This is a genomic window from Brenneria sp. hezel4-2-4 (assembly GCF_013155275.1).
Lineage (GTDB): Bacteria > Pseudomonadota > Gammaproteobacteria > Enterobacterales > Enterobacteriaceae > Brenneria.
In genome coordinates this window covers 721,293-738,911 of sequence record NZ_JABJXS010000001.1, presented here as the reverse complement: position 1 = coordinate 738,911, position 17,619 = coordinate 721,293, and the positions used below count along the sequence as shown (strand labels likewise).

At 55.8% G+C, this 17,619-nt stretch carries 17 protein-coding genes; 12 read left to right on the top strand and 5 right to left on the bottom strand.

The features are described from left to right. Positions 1-2: 2 nt before the first annotated feature. The 4 genes from HOY33_RS03410 to HOY33_RS03395 are packed head-to-tail and all read left to right on the top strand — an operon-like array spanning position 3 to position 3,627. Positions 3-1,292 carry an ABC transporter permease gene (locus HOY33_RS03410; RefSeq protein WP_172288541.1) on the top strand — a complete coding sequence of 430 codons (1,290 nt, stop codon included), beginning with the start codon at positions 3-5 and terminating at the stop codon, positions 1,290-1,292. Between the two features lie 16 nt (positions 1,293-1,308). Further along, entirely contained in the window at positions 1,309-2,421 is a 1,113-nt protein-coding gene (locus HOY33_RS03405; RefSeq protein ID WP_172288840.1) for an ABC transporter permease, read from the top strand. A gap of 2 nt (positions 2,422-2,423) precedes the next feature. Continuing rightward, on the top strand, positions 2,424-3,140 hold the full coding sequence (locus HOY33_RS03400) for an ABC transporter ATP-binding protein (protein WP_172288539.1): 717 nt from the start codon (positions 2,424-2,426) through the stop codon (positions 3,138-3,140). After that, positions 3,127-3,627 carry a TlpA disulfide reductase family protein gene (locus HOY33_RS03395; RefSeq protein ID WP_172288537.1) on the top strand — a complete coding sequence of 167 codons (501 nt, stop codon included), beginning with the start codon at positions 3,127-3,129 and terminating at the stop codon, positions 3,625-3,627. Before HOY33_RS03400 ends, HOY33_RS03395 begins: the two co-directional genes overlap by 14 nt. A gap of 22 nt (positions 3,628-3,649) precedes the next feature. Here HOY33_RS03395 and HOY33_RS03390 read toward each other — a convergent pair whose 3' ends face one another. Beyond that, the gene (locus HOY33_RS03390; protein ID WP_172288535.1) at positions 3,650-4,627 is read right to left on the bottom strand and encodes a DMT family transporter; all 978 of its coding nucleotides are present in this window, start codon (positions 4,625-4,627) and stop codon (positions 3,650-3,652) included. Between the two features lie 384 nt (positions 4,628-5,011). On the opposite strand from HOY33_RS03390, the gene cbl reads away from it, so the two are divergent. From cbl to HOY33_RS03360, 6 genes are all read left to right on the top strand, one after another. Further along, entirely contained in the window at positions 5,012-5,965 is a 954-nt protein-coding gene (cbl, locus tag HOY33_RS03385; RefSeq protein ID WP_172288533.1) for an HTH-type transcriptional regulator Cbl, read from the top strand. Positions 5,966-6,445: 480 nt separating this feature from the next. After that, positions 6,446-7,762, top strand: coding sequence for a glutamate/aspartate:proton symporter GltP (gene gltP / locus HOY33_RS03380; RefSeq protein ID WP_172288531.1), 1,317 nt, complete (start codon positions 6,446-6,448; stop codon positions 7,760-7,762). 262 nt (positions 7,763-8,024) lie between these two features. After that, complete coding sequence (locus HOY33_RS03375) at positions 8,025-8,855, top strand: transporter substrate-binding domain-containing protein (RefSeq protein WP_172288529.1); 831 nt, start codon at positions 8,025-8,027, stop codon at positions 8,853-8,855. Positions 8,856-8,882: 27 nt separating this feature from the next. After that, on the top strand, positions 8,883-9,626 hold the full coding sequence (locus tag HOY33_RS03370) for an amino acid ABC transporter permease (protein ID WP_172288527.1): 744 nt from the start codon (positions 8,883-8,885) through the stop codon (positions 9,624-9,626). Further along, positions 9,619-10,422 (top strand): amino acid ABC transporter permease, encoded by an 804-nt coding sequence (locus HOY33_RS03365; RefSeq protein ID WP_172288525.1) that lies wholly within the window; start codon positions 9,619-9,621, stop codon positions 10,420-10,422. Before HOY33_RS03370 ends, HOY33_RS03365 begins: the two co-directional genes overlap by 8 nt. A gap of 29 nt (positions 10,423-10,451) precedes the next feature. After that, positions 10,452-11,225, top strand: coding sequence for an amino acid ABC transporter ATP-binding protein (locus HOY33_RS03360; protein WP_172288523.1), 774 nt, complete (start codon positions 10,452-10,454; stop codon positions 11,223-11,225). Positions 11,226-11,261: 36 nt separating this feature from the next. Here HOY33_RS03360 and HOY33_RS03355 read toward each other — a convergent pair whose 3' ends face one another. From HOY33_RS03355 to HOY33_RS03340, 4 genes are all read right to left on the bottom strand, one after another. Next, on the bottom strand, positions 11,262-12,365 hold the full coding sequence (locus tag HOY33_RS03355) for an iron-containing alcohol dehydrogenase family protein (protein WP_172288521.1): 1,104 nt from the start codon (positions 12,363-12,365) through the stop codon (positions 11,262-11,264). Between the two features lie 125 nt (positions 12,366-12,490). Next, positions 12,491-13,357, bottom strand: a complete 867-nt coding sequence (locus HOY33_RS03350; RefSeq protein WP_172288519.1) for an ABC transporter permease — start codon at positions 13,355-13,357, stop codon at positions 12,491-12,493. Then, positions 13,317-14,183, bottom strand: a complete 867-nt coding sequence (locus HOY33_RS03345; protein WP_172288517.1) for an ABC transporter ATP-binding protein — start codon at positions 14,181-14,183, stop codon at positions 13,317-13,319. The genes HOY33_RS03350 and HOY33_RS03345 overlap by 41 nt, the downstream gene beginning before the upstream one ends. Before the next feature lie 44 nt (positions 14,184-14,227). Next, on the bottom strand, positions 14,228-15,247 hold the full coding sequence (locus tag HOY33_RS03340) for an ABC transporter substrate-binding protein (RefSeq protein WP_172288515.1): 1,020 nt from the start codon (positions 15,245-15,247) through the stop codon (positions 14,228-14,230). Between the two features lie 294 nt (positions 15,248-15,541). Here HOY33_RS03340 and HOY33_RS03335 point away from each other — a divergent pair, with 294 nt between their 5' ends. Together HOY33_RS03335 and HOY33_RS03330 are read left to right on the top strand one after the other, a co-directional pair. Then, positions 15,542-16,561, top strand: coding sequence for a malate/lactate/ureidoglycolate dehydrogenase (locus tag HOY33_RS03335; protein WP_172288513.1), 1,020 nt, complete (start codon positions 15,542-15,544; stop codon positions 16,559-16,561). A gap of 37 nt (positions 16,562-16,598) precedes the next feature. After that, positions 16,599-17,615 (top strand): glycine betaine ABC transporter substrate-binding protein, encoded by a 1,017-nt coding sequence (locus HOY33_RS03330; protein ID WP_172288511.1) that lies wholly within the window; start codon positions 16,599-16,601, stop codon positions 17,613-17,615. The last annotated feature ends 4 nt before the right edge of the window (positions 17,616-17,619 follow it).

Below are 17,619 nucleotides of genomic sequence, written 5' to 3'. Positions count from 1 at the left end.
TCATGTTATGGCGCATGTTACGTCAGTCCTGGCGCAGAAATATCCGGCGTAAATCGCTGGCGGTATTGACGGTGTTCCTGGCGGCGGGGTTGATTTCGGCGCTGTTGGCAGTATCGATCGATATCGGCGACAAAATGGCGCGCGAACTGAAATCCTATGGCGCGAATATCCTGATTGAGCCGGCGGGGCAGGCGGCGCTTCCGGCGTTGTTCGGCGAGCGCAGCAATCCGCTGGAGGGGCAGGATTTTCTGGATGAGTCGGAACTGCCCAATATCAAAGATATTTTCTGGCGCAACAACATTGTCGGCTTTGCGCCGTTGCTGAGCGGCGACGTTGAGATAAACGGACAGCCGGTGGCGGTGTTGGGCACCTTTTTCTCACAGCCGGTGGCGGTGCCGGACGAAGAAGACTATCGCACCGGGCAGATCGCCGTCAGTCCTTACTGGCAGGTGGCCGGTCAATGGCCGCGGGAGCCGGTGACTGACGGCGCGGCGGCGGAGACGCTGGTCGGCAAGCAACTGGCCCAGCAGAATAACTGGCAGACTGGCGGCCAGTTGCGGTTACGCGGCCCGAAAGGCGAAACCACGGTTCGGATCAGCGGCATTCTGAGCAGCGGCGGCGAGGAGGAAAACCTACTGGTGATGCCGCTGGCGGTGGTGCAGGCCTTGCTGGGGCTGGAAGGAAAAATACAGGCGATTCGCGTTTCCGCGCTGACGGTGCCGGAGAATGATTTGTCGCGCCGGGCGCGTGAAAATCTGGAAGCGCTGAATGCTGAAGAGTATGACCTGTGGTACTGCACCGCCTATGTTTCATCGATCGCCCATCAACTGGAAGAGGCGATTTCCGGTTCGGTGGTGCGACCTATCTGGCAGGTTGCCGCCTCGGAAGGGGTGGTGATTGATAAGATCCAGCTGTTGCTGGCGGTGGTCACCTTTGCGGCGCTGGTGGCGGCGGCGATGGGCATTGCCTCGCTGATGACCAGCACCATTATGGAGCGGGCGAAAGAGATCGGCCTGATGAAAGCGCTGGGCGCCCGCCAGTGGCAGATTATGCTGCTGTTTTATCTGGAAGCGGCGTTGAGCGGCCTGCTTGGCGGGATCGCCGGCTGTGTGGCGGGCTGGGGGCTGGCGAAAGCCATCGGCCTGATGCTGTTTGGGGTGCCGCTCAGCTTTGCCTGGATTGTGATCCCCTGCGTACTGGTGATTTCGGTGCTGATTGCGGCGATCGGCACTTGGTTCCCGGCGCGGCGCATCAGCAAACTCTATCCGGTGGAGGTGCTGTATGGCCGCTAATGGCTGGATGAACGGGATGTTCTGGCGGTTGGTCATCCGCGCGCTACGGCTGCGGATGCAGCGGGTCAGCGTGGTGTTTGCCGCCTTAACGGTCGGCGCGGCGATTGTCACCGCCATGTCCGCGGTGTATTTCGACATCAACGCCAAAATGAGTCAGGAACTGCGTACCTTTGGAGCGAACTTTTACATCGGCCCGGCGCGCGGGAATTCGCTGCCCCAGCCGACCTTTCAGCAGATCGTGGATGATGCGCCGGCCGGGTTAATCAATGCCGCCAGCCCGTATCTGTACGGCATGGCGCGCACCGAACTGGAAAAAGTGGTGCTGATGGGGGTGTGGTTTGAATCATTGCGTCCGCTCGCGCCCTATTGGCAGGTGAAAGGAAACTGGATCGGCGTCAGCTTTGACGATCGCAACGCGATGATCGGCGTCAAGCTGGCGGAGCGGCTGAACGTTAACGTCGGCGACGGCATTACGCTGGTGGGCGAGGGCAGCAGGCAGCGTTTACAGATTAAAGGCATCGTGGAATCCGGCGACGCCACGGACAACATGCTGATTGTGAACCTGGATTTGGCGCAGAAATGGCTAGATAAAGCCGGGACGATCAGCAATGCGCTGCTCAGCGTCAGCAACGATCTCGGGCAGGTGGATCAATTCGCCGCGCGCTTACAGCAACAGTATCCGCAGTTGGAAATCCGCCCGATTCTCAAAGTGTCGGCGTCTGAAGGCCAGGTGCTGAATAAAATCAAAGGGCTGATGGGGCTGGTTTCCGCCGTCATTCTGGTGCTGTCCTCGCTGTGCGTAAACACGACGCTGATGGCGATTGTCGGGGAACGGGCGCGCGAGTTCGCCTTGCAGAAAGCGCTGGGCGCCAGCGGGCGGGATATCATCCGTCAGATGCTGGCGGAAACCGGGATTATCGCGTTGGCGGCGGTGGTGTGCGGCTGGCTGCTGGGGTATCTGCTGGCGCAGCTTCTGGGGATGGCCGTTTTCAATGCCACGATCTCGCTGCGGGCGCCGGTCTTCCCGCTGACGCTGGCGCTCTCTCTGCTGGTCGCCGCCGCCGCGGCCATTGTTCCCACCCGACGGGCGATTCATGTCGAACCGGCTAAAGTGTTAAAAGGAGAGTAGCGATGGGCCCATCAATAAATGTTCCGGCCGTGGAGCCGGCACCCGAGGCGGTGATTGAAACCCGCGAGCTGTATAAACGCTTTGGACAGGTCACCGCGCTGGAAAATATCAATATTCGCATCGCCCGCGGCGAGTTTGTCGCCATTATGGGCGCGTCGGGCTCGGGTAAAACCACGCTGATGAATATTCTCACCTGTCTGGATACGGTGAGCGAAGGCCAGGTGCTGCTGGATGGTATTGATGCCGCCGCGTTGGACGAAGAGGGGCGGCGTAAATTTCGGGCCGATAAAATCGGACTGGTTTTTCAGCAATTCCACCTGATCCCGTTTTTAACCGCGCTGGAAAACATCATGTTGGCGCAGCATTATCACAGCATCGTGGATGAGGCGGCCGCACGGCGGGTGCTGGAGCAGGTAGGGCTGGAACATCGCATCGGCCATTTACCCAGTCAGCTTTCCGGCGGCGAACAGCAACGGGTGTGTATTGCCCGGGCGCTGGTGAATGAACCGCCGGTCATTTTCGCCGATGAACCGACCGGTAATCTGGATGAAGAGAACGAACAGCGGGTGCTGGATCTGCTGAAAGATCTGCACCGGCAGGGGCGTACCATCGTAATGGTGACGCACAACCCTGAACTGGGTAAGTTTGCCGACCGCATTATCCGCTTACAGCACGGTAAATATTTCGGCGAAGAGGTGAATCATCATGTCATGGCGTAACGGGTTAATCGTCAGTTGTCTGTTGGCCATCCTGACGTTGCTTGGCGGCTGTAAAGAAGAACGGGTCAGCGTCGGGGCAAAAGCGCCGGCGCTGGCGGCGTATGATCTGATAGGGCAACCGGTCGATCTGACGCGCTGGCAGGGAAAAAGCGTCTACCTGAATTTCTGGTCTTCGGGCTGCGGGGGGTGCCTGGCCGAAATGGGCACGCTGGAAAAGCTTAGCAAAGATTATGCTGACAGCGTAGTGGTGGTGGCGGTGAATACCGATCCCGACAGCGTGGATATTTCCCCGTTGGTGGATCAGCAAAACATCAGCTACCCGGTTATCCGCGATCAGCTTGGCATCACCCAAGAGCGCTATCAGGTGATTGGCACGCCCACCTCATTTATCATTGACGGCAACGGCAACGTCACCGCCCAACATCAGGGGGCGCGGGATGAGCAGCAATTGACCGCGTTGTTCGAGCGGTTGGCTCACGGGGCGTGATGCGCGGAGCGCTGATGCGTACTCATTTCCCCACCGGGTCCGCGACCGTCACCGGCACCACCATCGGTTTCGGTTTGATTCTCATCGCATAAATCACCCCTGCAACCAGGCAGAGTATGCCGCCCAGCGTTAACAACGGCGGCCAGGATTGACGCAGAATAAAGGCATAGGTTAAGGCGGCCAGGGTTTCGAACACGATCAGCGGGCCGACCAGCACGGTCGGCAACCGTTGACTGGCTTCATTCCAGCACAGCGTGCCCATCCAGGAGCAAAATAGACCGATAGCCACCATCAGCGGAATAAACACCGCGGGACGGGGGCCGAACGGCAGGCTGAATTCCTCGCGGGTAAAAACAAGATGGCCGCAAACCAGCAGATATCCCAGCAGCGCCAGCGGCAGCGTAACCAGCCCTTGCGCCGTCGCCCAGGTGGTGGGATTGCTGCCTGGGTGGTCGCGCAGCCAGCGGGCGTTGCGTAACGGATACCAGGTCCAGCAGATAACCGCTATAAAGGCCAGCGCGATACCGCTGACATAACGCCAGACGTCCAGCGTGAGCGCTAAGGCTTTCAATTCGGCGATATTGACGCAAACGAGCCCCGTGGCGATTAGCGCCAGAGCCGGTATCAGTTGGCGCCATAATACCCGACCATCCTGGCGGCCGTAGAGCAGATTGGCCGTCACGGCGATCACCACCGGCAAGGTGCCGATAATCATGGTTGAAACCGGCGCACCGGTACGCTGAATGGCGCTGGCCAGAAAAAAGTAGTAAAGCAGGTTGCCGACGGTGGTTAATTTGGCCGCTTCCCACCAATCCTGACGGGTTAACCGACGCAGCCTGCGGCGATCCAGCCAGGCCAGCGGCAAGGCGATCAGGCCGAAGGCAAGGTAGCGTCCCGTTGATTGCAAGGCGGCCGGATACTCCGGCACCAGCAGAGGACTGACAAACACTAATCCCCACAGTAATCCTGCGGAAAGAGCAAAGAGAACACCAGTTGGCATGATAAAACCTGTTTTATTTTGTTGGCTGAGCCGCGTTCGGTGTAGTGTATGGCAGGTAAAGCGCGGCTGTCTTGGTAAATATGCGCCTCGCATATTCCCGTCCACGCCTTCCCACGCAGCGGGATTGGTTAGATTTAAAACCAATAATTCATAGCGTAAAGATCTAAATATTCGCCGGGGAAATACCCGTCATGATTTTATGTCTTTTCCAATACATTGAATACAAACTATTTTTATTCTTGTCCGCGTCATTTGTCGCTCAACGTTGATTGTGCGATCGGCGTTAGTATAAAAAAATATAAACAAAACCATTTCCTTATTTGTCCCCGCCATTATTCCTCCGTATCAATACACCTATATGTTGCAACAGTGATGGAGTACAGGGTGAATTTTCAGCAATTGAAGATTATTCGTGAATCAGCACGGTGTAATTACAATCTGACCGAAGTGGCGAATGCGCTGTTTACCTCTCAATCCGGTGTGAGCCGCCATATTCGCGAGTTGGAAGAGGAACTGGGGATTGAAATATTCATCCGTCGCGGTAAACGTCTGCTGGGAATGACCGAGCCGGGTAAAGAGCTGCTGATCGTGGCGGAGCGGATCCTGAATGACGCCAGCAATATCCGACGTTTAGCCAATGTCTTTACCAATAATGATACCGGGCAACTGGTGATCGCCACCACGCATACCCAGGCGCGTTACAGCTTACCTCAAGTGATCAAGGCATTCCGGGCGCTTTATCCGCAGGTACGGCTGGTGCTCAATCAGGGCACGCCCGACGAGATCGCGACGATGCTGCATTCAGGGGAAGCCGATATCGGGATCGCCAGCGAACGGCTGATTAACGATCCTTCGCTGGCGGCGTTTCCTTATTATCGCTGGCACCATTCGATTGTGGTGCCGGAAGCGCACCCACTGGCGCACGAGCCGGTGGTCACGCTGGATATGCTCAACGCGGCGCCGTTGATTACCTATCGTCAGGGGATCACCGGGCGTTCTCGCGTGGATCGCGCCTTCCAGGCGGCGGGCATGTCGCCGGATATTACGCTGAGCGCGCAGGATTCCGATGTCATCAAAACCTATGTGGAGTTGGGGTTGGGGGTAGGCATTCTGGCGGATAAGGCTTACGATCCGCAGCGCGACAAAGGACTGGTGCGGCTGAATGCCGAGCATCTGTTTGAAGCCAACACTGTTTGGCTGGGGTTAAAAAAGAATCAGTTACAACGTAACTATGCCTGGAAGTTTATCCAGCTATGCAACACGGAGTTGTCCCTGGATGAGATTAAAGACAAAGTGTTCGCCGAGAATGACGAGAACGTGATTGATTACCAAATCTGATTTATTGCCGTAGCGACCGCCGATCCGTTCTCAGATTGTCGTCTGGCTGCGCCTCGAAATCCGCCGGAGGCTAATTGGTTAGCCAGCCAGAAAATATCTGGCTGCGCCCGCGTTTTACCACCGCTGTTTTGCCTGTTTACCCTATCGTCCAGGCCGCAGTATTCATGCAGGCCATTAGCATGTTTATGGTTTTACCCATCAACAATCCGCTTGATCTCACCGTACCGGGATAGTAGCATCCTCCCGCATAACAATAAGTTATGTTTGATGTTTTGTTTTTAGATACAAAGACTTGTGGGTTTTTATTGCATAATTATGTAATTCATTCTGCGTACCGATACCCGAAAAAATATCGGTAACTGCCCCATCAAACATGCCTGATACTCGCTATCTCCACGCTTATTTTTCGGCTCGCATTGAGCTGCAATTCGCGTTATCGCCATTCGTTCGTGGCGGGGAGTTTTGAAACGGAAGATCGCTATGAAAACACAGAAAATCAGCCTGGCCTGGCAAATCCTTATTGCGTTGGTCCTCGGTATCGCCCTCGGTGCGGTATTGCATGAACAGCCGGACAGTCGCCAATGGCTTATCAGTAATATTCTCAGCCCTGCCGGCGATATCTTTATTCGCCTGATCAAGATGATCGTCGTGCCGATTGTTATCGCCACCTTGATTGTGGGGATTGCCGGCGTCGGCGATGCAAAAAAGCTTGGGCGGATTGGCGTTAAAACCATCGTCTATTTTGAAATCGTCACCACCCTGGCCATTATATTGGGGATTACGCTGGCAAACGTCTTTCAACCGGGTGTCGGCATTGATATGTCGATGCTGACCTCGGTTGATATTTCTCAATATGAGAAAACCACGGAACAGGTGCAGAGCGGCTCCCATAGTCTGGTGGCGACCGTGCTGTCTTTAATCCCCCCGAATATTTTTGCCGCCATGGCCGACGGAGACATGCTGCCGATCATTTTCTTCTCGGTGCTGTTTGGCCTGGGGCTGTCTTCTTTGCCAAAAGCGAATCGGGAACCGCTGTTGAATGTGTTTCGCGGCGTGTCGGAAAGCATGTTTAAAGTGACGCACATGATCATGCGCTATGCGCCTGTCGGGGTGTTTGCCCTGATTTCCGTCACCGTGGCTAATTTCGGTTTTTCCTCGCTGTGGCCGCTGGCGAAGCTGGTGGTGCTGGTTTACGGCGCGATCCTGTTCTTTGCTCTGATCGTGCTGGGAGGGATTGCCCGGCTGTGTAAACTGCGCATCACTACGCTGATCCGCATTCTGAAAGATGAACTGATTCTGTCTTATTCCACCGCCAGTTCGGAAACCGTATTGCCGCGCATCATTGAGAAGATGGAGGCGTACGGCGCGCCGAAATCGATCACCAGCTTTGTCGTGCCGACCGGCTATTCGTTTAACCTGGATGGTTCGACGCTGTATCAGAGCATCGCGGCGATCTTTATTGCGCAGCTGTATGGCATTGAGCTGTCTATCGGACAGGAAGTCGTGCTGGTGGTAACGCTGATGCTGACCTCAAAGGGGATCGCCGGCGTGCCGGGCGTCTCTTTTGTCGTGCTGCTGGCGACGCTCGGCAGCGTGGGTATCCCGCTGGAAGGGCTGGCGTTTATTGCCGGGGTGGATCGCATTCTGGATATGGCGCGTACCGCGCTCAATGTGGTGGGCAATGCGCTGGCGGTGCTGGTGATTGCCAAGTGGGAACACCAGTTTGACGAGGAAAAAGCGCGCGCCTATGAACGCGAACTGAACGGTATCCGCACTGAACCTGCCCGGCAGGGATAGCATTTTCACTCTTTCCTCTCTTGTATCCTTACTCACCCTGGCCGCTCCGGCGGGCAGGGTCTGAACCCCGTGTCCTGTTATCTTCCACGCACTCGTACCGAATAAAAGCCGGCATACGGCCCGGAAATGCGTATTCCATCAATCTAAAGCCAAATAAGTCATTTGTCGCGGTGGCTGAAGAGCCATTAAGGTGATTTTTTAATGGTCTGGATTGTCGTTTAGCCGGAACCGGGGGATGTGTAGATCAAAGGGTCGCAACAAGATGAAAAAAACCAAACTAAAAACAGCGTTGATCGTATTCGGCATGGCGCTTATGTCACAGGCGAACGCGGATGCGACATTGGATCGTATCCAGGCAACCAAAAAAGTGCGTATCGGCGTCATTCTCAATAGCCCGCCGCTTGGCTATACCGATGTGAATACCCACAAGCCGGCCGGATTTGAAATCGTACTGGCTAATGATATTGCCAAGCGTCTGGGTGCCGAAGCCGAGATTGTTCAGGTTAACCCAGCCAATCGCGTACAGTTTTTGCAGCAGGGAAAGGTGGATGCCTTGCTGGCCAACATGCAGGTGACGCCAGAGCGTGAAAAAGCGCTGGATCACGCCAAAACGCCGTATAAATACGCTTACGGCTCGGCAATGATCAAGAAGGGCAGCGGCGTGACGCGCTGGGAAGATTTGCGGGGTAAAGAGGTGTGCCTGTCGCAGGGCAGCAACTATGCCAAACCGCTGGTGGAGGGGTATGGCATCAAGACCAAAGGGCTGGCCGGTTCGGCCGAATCGCTGCTGGCATTAAAGGGCGGCAATTGCTCGGCTTCGGTGCATGACGGCGCCTCGCTGCGTTATCTGTTATCGACTAATCCGGATTGGGCTGATTATGAAGTGCCGATTCAGCAGCCGCTGGAGCTGTCGCCCGGCGTCATTTGGGTGAAGAAAGGTCAGCAGGATACGGCAACCGCGTTGGACGAGATCGTCAACGAATGGCATCGCTCCGGGTGGCTGGTCAACGTGGCTAAAGAGAATAACTGGCCTTACCTGACGCCCGAGCTGGAAAAGCTGCATCAGGAAATCCTGAACCAGCCGGCGGCTTAATCGTTCTCGCAACGCCATAGGAATAGCATGATGATGAATGTTATCAGCGCCGCGGTGCAATGGTTTGACGGTATCGGGTTGGACTATGCCTTTCTGCTCAGCCCTTACGATCGTCAGGCGTGGCTCGACGGCATCGTGACGACGCTGAATCTGGTGGCCGTTACGCTGGTGCTGAGCCTGATTCTGGGCGTGCTGTTTTCCGCCATGTTAACCTCCGAACGCCGTTATCTGGCGCTGCCGACGCGATGGTTTGTCGAGCTTACCCGTAATACGCCGACGCTGGTGCAGATTTATTTTGCCGTGCTGGTACTGAATATGCTGATTAATTTGCATGTGACGGATGGCGCGGCTAACAATCCGCTCACTGCGTATGTGTGGGTGATCATCGTGCTGGCGATGCACTATGGCGCGCTGCACGCCGAGGCGCTTCGCGCCGGGATTGGCGCGGTGCCTGACGTGATGCGCGAATCAGCCCGGTCGATGGGGTTTAACCGTTATCAACTGCTGACGCTGGTTGATCTGCCGATTGCCACGCGTTTTGCCCTGCCTGCGCTGGTCAATAACTTGGTTAATCTGGTCAAGTCCACGTCGCTGGGCGCGGCCGTGGCGGTGGGCGAAGTGACCTACGCATCGCTGATGATTTGGTCACAGCGCGACAACGTACTGGAGTTGATGATCCTGTTGCTGGCTATCTACAGCTTGCTGACCTGGCTGGTGGCGGTGGCCGGACGCTATCTTGAGGAGAAACTGAGGATGCCGGGTTATGCCTGATTCATCGGTGGCGTTCTGGACCTCAACGGGCAAGTTGAAGTGCGTTATTGTGACGGCGGCGGCGCTATTCGCCTTGCTGTTGCTCAGCCAGATATGGCGGCCGGCGGAGAATAGCGGCCTGGCGCAACTGGTTAAGTGGATGCCGTATCTGCTGAAAGGCTTTGCGTTGAATATCTGGATCAGTATTTTAGCCATCGCGTTGGGCACCCTGACCGGGCTTATCGTCGGGGCCATGGCTCACTCGGACTGGCGTTGGCTGAACGCCCCCGCCCGGTTGTTTATTCATATTTTCCGCAATGCGCCGTTGCTGGTGTTGATATTTTTCACCACCTATCTGTTCCCGTTCGAGTTAAAGATTGGCGACGTCTATGTGTCTTTTCCTGACTGGATCAAAGTGATGCTGGGGCTGGCGTTGCCGGCCTGCGCCAATGTGGCGGAGATCTTTCGCGGAGCGATCCGATCGATTCCCGCCGCGCAATGGGAAACGGCGCTTTCGCTGGCGTTCAGCCGGGTTCAGGCGCTGCGCTGGCTGATCCTGCCGCAGTGTTTTAAACGTATGCTGCCTCCGTGGATGAATCTGTACGCCCATATTGCAATGGGAACCACCATGGCCTCGCTGGTGGGCGTGGGCGACGTACTGGAATCGGCCCGCAATGCCGCCAGTACGGTCAATCAGATTAGCTTCACCATGCTGGTTTATCTGGCAGTGTTGCTGTTGTTTTTTGCTTATTGCTACCCGATCGCGCGCTTTACCCAGCGTCTTGAACGTCGTTTCGGTTTTAGTCAGACGCAATAACGCACCCTTATTTGACAGAGGAGCCACTGATGACGACATTACCCTTTAAGCCGCGTTCCGCCGCCCGAACCCTGGTGCGGCTGGAGGATGTGCATCTGACATTGGGGAACAATGCGATACTGCAAGGTATCGATCTGGTGGTTAATCAGGGGGAAGTGACCACCATTATCGGCCCATCTGGTTCAGGAAAGTCTTCTATCCTGCGCTGCATCAATGGATTGCTGACGCCTCATCAGGGGCATATCTATGTCGGTGATACCGCCGTGCATGAATTAAAGCGCGAAGTCGATAAAATTGCGCTGCGTAAACGGGTGGGGTTTGTGTTTCAGCAGTACAATCTTTTTCCCCATCTCAGCGTGCTGGAAAATATCATGGTCGCGCCGGTCAAGATCCTCGGTCAGACGCGTGACCGGGCGGAGCGGCTTGGCCGGCGGTTACTCAAGCGGGTGCGGCTGGAGCATAAGGCCGATAGCTATCCCGGCGAACTGTCCGGCGGACAACAGCAAAGAGTGGCGATCGCCCGCGCGCTGGCGATGGAGCCGGAACTGGTGTTGTTTGACGAAGTGACTTCCGCGCTGGATCCGGAAACCGTCGGGGAGGTGTTGACGGTCATCCGCGAACTGGTAAACGACGGGATGACCTGTATTCTGGTCACCCATGAAATGCGTTTTGCGCAGGAGGTTAGCCATCAGGTGGTGTTTACCGAGCATGGCAGGATCGTTGAACAAGGCACGCCTGAACAGGTATTCAGGCGGCCGGACAATAGCCGCACCCACTCGTTTATCAATGCGCTCAGCGCGTAAACCAAAGGCTTCCCCGAAAAGATCGGGGAAACGGGATCAGGCGGCCTGGTTATCGGCCGTTAGCGCGGCCAGTTGCTGGGTGCTCCATAACGCTTGTTTAATGCGCGCCGCTTCGACCGAGAAGGGCAGTAAGGCGGCAATAGGGGGCGTGATCTTCACGTTGTCGGCAATTTCATCAATGCGCTGGGGCTGCTGGTCAAGACCGAGCGACGTCAGCGTTAACGGGCCGCCGTAACGCTGGAGCTGCGATAATAATTCTTCTCTGTCACGGGCGTTGTCATGTTCCAGAAACGTTTGCGCCGCCAGACCGAATCCCACCTTTTCACCGTGTAGCCAGTGATGTAGTTCCGGCAGGCGCGTCATGCTGTTATGAATGGCGTGAGCAACGCCGATACGCGGCACGTCGTCTTTCATGCTGTTCGCCACGCCCGCCAGCGCGATAACGGCGTCAATCACTTTGCGTAATGCCGGGGTAACCTGCTTTTGCTGATTGTCGGCGATGGCCTGTTCGCCGTAGGCATTAAACGTATCCAGCGCCAGTTTGGCGGCCTGCGCTTTCAATGCCAGCGCCAGCCCGTCATCGCCGTTGCGCAGATAGGGCTGGAATTCATACCATTTCGCCAGCGCGTCAACGATGCCGGCCTTAAGGTAACGCGGCGAACTTTGGGCGATCGCTTCGCTGTCCACCAATACCCATACCGGCAGCCGCTTCAGCGCTAATGCGCCCTGATGCGCTCCCGTATCGCTGTAGATCACGCTGATGGGCGACCAGGCGGCGCAGGTGGCGGCGATGGTGGGAACCGTAATCACCGGGATCTGCCCCAATACTTCGCCGACGGCTTTGGCCGCATCCAGCGCCCGTCCCCCGCCAATCCCCAGAATCAGTTCAGCCTCAAGCTTGCGGGCCTGTATGGTCAAGGCTTCGATGGCGGATTTGGTGCAGTCTCCCGGCAGAAATTCCACCTGATACTTCAGGCCGTGCTGGTTCAGACTGCGCTCGACTTTTTCCGCCGTGGCGCGCCATGCCTGCGGGCTGGTTACAATCAGCAGGGTGTCGGCCAGTGGTTTGACAAACTCACCGACGGTAGTGATGACGCCATCACGATTCAGGTAGGTCTGCGGCGCTTGTATTGCGATCATCTACGAGGCCTCGCATATCTGGGAAAAGGGATAAGTAGTTGTAGCAGCGATGCACTATGCGGCAAAAGAATGATTCTGGCTAAGCATGGGTAAATTTCGCATAACCAGAATCGTCCAACTATTGCTTAACGTTGCATCCCCCAGCGTTTTACCGTCAGTTTTTCGATACTGGCGAAAATCAGGCTTTCCACCAGTAAACCAATTATGATGACGGACGCCAGACCGGCGAAAACGCGGTCGGTATACAGTTCATTACGGTTCTGGAAAATATACCAGCCCAGACCGCCGCCGCCGCTGGATGCCCCAAAGACCAGTTCGGCGGCGATCAGGGTTCGCCAGGCGAACGCCCAGCCGATTTTCAGACCGGACAAGATGGAGGGCAACGCCGCCGGGATCAGAATATAGGTCACATAACGTCGGCCGGTTAAACCATAGTTGCGTCCCGTCATCCGCAGCGTTTCCGACACGCTGAGGAAACCGGAGTAAGTATTAAGCGCCATCGGCCACATCACCGAGTGGACAAGCACGAAGATCAGGCTGTTTTCTCCCAGACCAAACCACAGCAACGCCAGCGGCAGCAGGGCAATGGCGGGCAACGGGTTGAACATCGAGGTCAAGGTCGCCAGCAGATCGCGCCCGGTACGGGTTGACACCGCCAGCGCGCTGAGTCCCAGCGCCAGCAGGCTGCCGATGACATAGCCTTTCAGCAGCGTGCCAAGCGAAACAACCACTTTTTCCGGCAGCTCGCCGCTGGCCACATCGGCCTTGAAGGCCTGCAAGGTTTGCACAAAACCGGGGAACATCAGATCGTTGTTCTGCCAGCGGGCGACCAACTCCCATAGCGCCAGCAGCGCCAGTAGAATCACCAGCTTGCGCAACCATTCCTGATTCCATAACCGGGTGAACAGGGGCAGCGGCTGCGCCAGCGTGAAATGGGTCAGCGGCGTCAGTTCACGCTGATACTCGGGTCGGACGGGCGGCTGGATGCTCATAATAGTTACCCTGATGCGTAGCGGCTGGCGTTGGTGCGGCGCCTTCTGCCGGGAAAAGAAGATGGTGAATGCGCTGGGCCGTCGCCTGGAAAGCCTCGCTGCCCTGATCGGCCAGGGCGAACTGGTGACAGTTGATTTCAGCGCGAACGCGTCCCGGATGCGGCGAGAGCAGCAGCACCCGGCTGCCGACGATCAGCGCTTCTTCAATGGAATGGGTGACGAAAAGCAGCGTGAACCGCACCTCTTCCCACAGGATCAGCAGTTCTTCCTGCATTTTACGGCGGGTCAGCGCATCCAGCGCGGCGAACGGCTCGTCCATTAGCAACACTTTGGGCTGCATCGCCAGCGCTCTGGCAATCGCCACCCGCTGCTTCATGCCGCCGGACAGCGTATGCGGATAGGCGTCGGCAAACTTCGTCAAGCCGACTTTCTCCAGAAAATACATAGCCCTGTCCCTTGCTTCGGCACGATTGGCTTTGCGGCTGGCGACCAGCGGAAACAGCGTATTTTCGAGCACGGTTTTCCACGGCGGTAGCTGATCAAACTCCTGAAATACCATGATCCGATCCGGCCCCGGCCGCGTGATGGCCTCGCCATCCAGCCGGATCTCGCCGTCCACCGGCGGCAGGAAGCCGCCGATTGACTTCAGCAGACTGGACTTGCCGCATCCCGACGGCCCCAGCAGCACGAAACGGTCGGCGGGAAACACGTCGAAACTCACGTCGTGGGTGGCCCGTACCTGGCTGCGCCGGGTGCGGTATTCCAGCCCGACGCCGTCTATCTGCAACAGCGGCTGTGCCGACGCGTCGTGATTAGAGATGTCCATAAATCCTCCTGTGCGTGATGAGCCGAGGGTTAGCGCTCAGCCGCTTAGCTTCCCGGCTGGTCATGGATTTCACTGAAGAAGTAATCTTTCCAACTGTCCGCCTTGTTTTTCAGTACCCCAAGCTGATGTAATTTTTCGGCATAGATATAGGTACGTTGCGGGGTGATGGTGAAGTCGATTTCAGGATCCTCAACGATGCGCTTGATCAGCGCCGGGTCGAGCCGTGATTTCTCCACCCGGATATAGGTTTCAGCCGCCGCCGCTTTATCGGCTTTGATAATTTCAGCCGCTTCCTCCAGCGCCTGGTAAAACGCGCGGTAGGTTTTAGGGTTTTCATCATGAAATTTCTGGGTGGTGTACAGCACGTTGAACGTCGCCGGCCCGCCTAACACGTCGTAAGAGCTGAGAATTTTATGCACATTCTTGTTCTCCAGCGCCTGGTACTGGAATGGCGGGCTGGAGAAGTGAGCGCTGATTTCAGAGCCGCCGGCAACCAGCGCCGCGCTGGCGTCGGGGTGGGGCAGGCTTACGCTGATTTTGTCAAAGCGCTTAAAGTCATCGACGCCGTATTGCTTGGCGGTTTCAATCTGTAAGGTGCGCGACTGGAACCCTACGCCGGCGGCGGGAACGGCGATGCGATCCTTTTCACTTAAATCGCCAATGGTTTTCACCGCCGGATTATTGCTCAGCAGATAGTTGGGCATCGATCCCAGCGAGGCGATGGCCTTGACGTTCTGGCGGCCGTGAGTGCGATCCCACACGGTCAGCATCGGCGGTACGCCGGCCGACGCGACATCCAGCGCGCCGGACAGCAGCGCTTCATTGATGGCGGTTGCGCCGGAGAGCGTACGCCAGTCCACCTGGATATCAATCCCCTGTTGTTTACCGTGTTTTTCGATCAAGTTTTGATCGCGCACCACATCCAGGATGAGATAACCAATGCCAAACTGCTGGGCGATGCTGATCTTCCCTTCCGCACCGGCGCCAAATGAGGCTAACGTGCATGCCAGCGTTGCCGCCAGAGTCAAATGACGGAAGGTTTTATTTTTGGGTGGTTGGCTCATTTTTTTCTCTCTTTTGGCATTACCCTGATGACAGCTAAATAAAATATAAAGCTGATAGACCTGGTTTAAATAGACAGGATTTTCGCATCCTATTTTCTTCTGCATTTATTGCTAAAGTCCGTTTTGGAATAACTTAGAATGAATTTTAAACTTGTTGCCAAATATCAAGTAAATATCGACAGGTAATGGCTTTAGCACATTATTTGCTATCGATAGTTTTATTTCTCAGTTAGGTATAAAAGTGCCGGCGTTATAGTGTTGCCCATATAATTTAATTCGTATTCAGAGGCGATTATGCCGATATTTAGTCATCATTATTTACGCGATTATTTGCGTGACCGATTAGTGAATATCGAAGTTGATGCCAGTGTGGCGCAGATCGTGGCGGATAATTTGGTGGAGTCGAGCCTCAAGGGGCATGATTCGCACGGCGTCAGTATGCTGCCCCGTTATATCGCGGCTATCAAAGAAGGTGGGCTGGCGCCGCACGCCAATGCAGAGAAAACCCTGGATTTCGGGCCGCTTATTTCCTTTAACGGCCAACAGGGATTTGGTCAGGTGGTGGCGAAGCAGGCGCTGGCCGAAGGGATTGCCCGCGCGCAAACGCACGGTGTGGCGGTGGTCAGTCTGGCGGACGCCCATCATCTGGGGCGCATCGGCGCCTGGGCCGAACAGGCCGTGGACGCCGGGCTGGTTTCGCTGCATTTCGCCAATGTTCATACCACGGTGGTTTTACCGTGGCAGGGAGAGCGGCCTCGTTTCGGCACTAATCCTTTCTGTGTCGGGGTGCCGGTAGCGGAAGGCGATCCGGTGATTCTGGATTTCGCCACCAGCGTGATTGCCGGTAATAAAGCGCGCATTGCCTGGAACGAAGGTAAACGCCTGCCACCCGGCTGCATTGTTGATAATCAGGGGAACCCGACGGTTGATCCGCGCTGGCTGATGGAACAGCCGCTGGGGGCGTTGCTGCCGTTTGGGCAACATAAAGGATCGGGATTATCACTTATTTGTTCGCTTCTGGGCGCCGCATTAACCGGCGGGAAAACCGAGCGCACGGTAAAAGGAGAAAAGAAACAAATCATCAACAGTATGCTGTCTATATTAATTGATCCGAATCGCTTAGGCGGCGCGGATTCTTATCAGCAGGAAATTCCGGCCTTATTAGCCTGGGTTCGCCAGTCGCGCGATGATGGGGAATTATTATTGCCGGGCGATGTGGAAAAACAAGAATATCTTCAGCGAATTAAAGAGGGTATTTATGTTGATGACGCTAGCTGGCGGCAACTTACTGATTTAAATAAACAGGTTGCATAATTCGGTATGACATTTTAATCCAATAGGGAAAATAAACGTGAGAAAAAATATAGCCAGCGTCTTGGGCATAAGCGGCCTGTTATTGATCGCCACATCGGCATGGGCGGCGGAAAATAAACCGGATGAAGTCCGGGTTGCCTACAGCGGCGGTTCACAGGTATTGGTGTTATCAAAAGCGGATGGATCGTTGGAAAAAGCGCTGGAAACGCCGGTTAAGTGGGTGCAATTCGCCTCCGGCGCGGATGCGCTTAATTATTTCGCCAGTAATGCGATTGATATTGCCAATTTCGGATCCAGTCCGGCGACCGCCGGAATCGTACGTAAATTGCCCATTGAGATTATCGGCGTTTCAGGTGTGATTGCCACCTATGAGCGGCTGATCGCCAAACAGGGTATTACCTCACTGAAGGATATAGAAGGCAAACGGGTCGCCTATCCGCCTAACTCCACCGCGCAGTATGCGCTGGAAGCCGCGATAGCCGTCCATCAGCTCGATCGCAGCAAAATCACCCTGATACCATTGCGTCCGGCCGAAATGGTGGCGGCGTGGAAACGCGGCGATATTGACGCCGGTTATGTCTGGGCGCCGTTTGCCCAGGAGTTGGAAGCCTCCGGCGGGCACGGCGTATTCGCGACTAAGGATCTGCAAAAAGACGGTTATCTGATTTACAACAACTATGTGGTCAGAAAGGCTTTTGCCCAGCAGTATCCGCAAACCGTGGCTCGTTTCCTCAAGGTGCATCAGCAAAAAGTGAAAGAATTCCAGCAAGACCCGGAAAAAGCGGCGGCAACGGTGGCAAAAGAAGTCGGCGCGGCCGTCACTACGGCGACCAATACGCTGTCGGGTCTGGAATATCCAACGCTTGAACAACAGGCAACGGCCCAGTGGCTGGGGGACGGCAGCGATACGGATCAAAGCGGCATCGGACAGGCCGTCGCCAAAACGGCGCATTTTTTGGAAAGCATCGGTGAAGTTCGTCAGCGGGACATCCCTTCCTCCTTTGCAGATTCGATTAATTCCACCTATTTGAAGCAGGCGGCGGCAGGGAATTAACGGG

Coding starts and splice junctions, on each gene's coding strand:
- HOY33_RS03410 (WP_172288541.1), top strand. CDS start 3: ATGTTATGGCGCATGTTACGTCAGTCCTGGCGCAGAAATATCCGGCGT.
- HOY33_RS03405 (WP_172288840.1), top strand. CDS start 1,309: ATGTTCTGGCGGTTGGTCATCCGCGCGCTACGGCTGCGGATGCAGCGG.
- HOY33_RS03400 (WP_172288539.1), top strand. CDS start 2,424: ATGGGCCCATCAATAAATGTTCCGGCCGTGGAGCCGGCACCCGAGGCG.
- HOY33_RS03395 (WP_172288537.1), top strand. CDS start 3,127: ATGTCATGGCGTAACGGGTTAATCGTCAGTTGTCTGTTGGCCATCCTG.
- HOY33_RS03390 (WP_172288535.1), bottom strand. CDS start 4,627: ATGCCAACTGGTGTTCTCTTTGCTCTTTCCGCAGGATTACTGTGGGGA.
- gltP (WP_172288531.1), top strand. CDS start 6,446: ATGAAAACACAGAAAATCAGCCTGGCCTGGCAAATCCTTATTGCGTTG.
- HOY33_RS03375 (WP_172288529.1), top strand. CDS start 8,025: ATGAAAAAAACCAAACTAAAAACAGCGTTGATCGTATTCGGCATGGCG.
- HOY33_RS03370 (WP_172288527.1), top strand. CDS start 8,883: ATGATGATGAATGTTATCAGCGCCGCGGTGCAATGGTTTGACGGTATC.
- HOY33_RS03365 (WP_172288525.1), top strand. CDS start 9,619: ATGCCTGATTCATCGGTGGCGTTCTGGACCTCAACGGGCAAGTTGAAG.
- HOY33_RS03360 (WP_172288523.1), top strand. CDS start 10,452: ATGACGACATTACCCTTTAAGCCGCGTTCCGCCGCCCGAACCCTGGTG.
- HOY33_RS03355 (WP_172288521.1), bottom strand. CDS start 12,365: ATGATCGCAATACAAGCGCCGCAGACCTACCTGAATCGTGATGGCGTC.
- HOY33_RS03350 (WP_172288519.1), bottom strand. CDS start 13,357: ATGAGCATCCAGCCGCCCGTCCGACCCGAGTATCAGCGTGAACTGACG.
- HOY33_RS03345 (WP_172288517.1), bottom strand. CDS start 14,183: ATGGACATCTCTAATCACGACGCGTCGGCACAGCCGCTGTTGCAGATA.
- HOY33_RS03340 (WP_172288515.1), bottom strand. CDS start 15,247: ATGAGCCAACCACCCAAAAATAAAACCTTCCGTCATTTGACTCTGGCG.
- HOY33_RS03335 (WP_172288513.1), top strand. CDS start 15,542: ATGCCGATATTTAGTCATCATTATTTACGCGATTATTTGCGTGACCGA.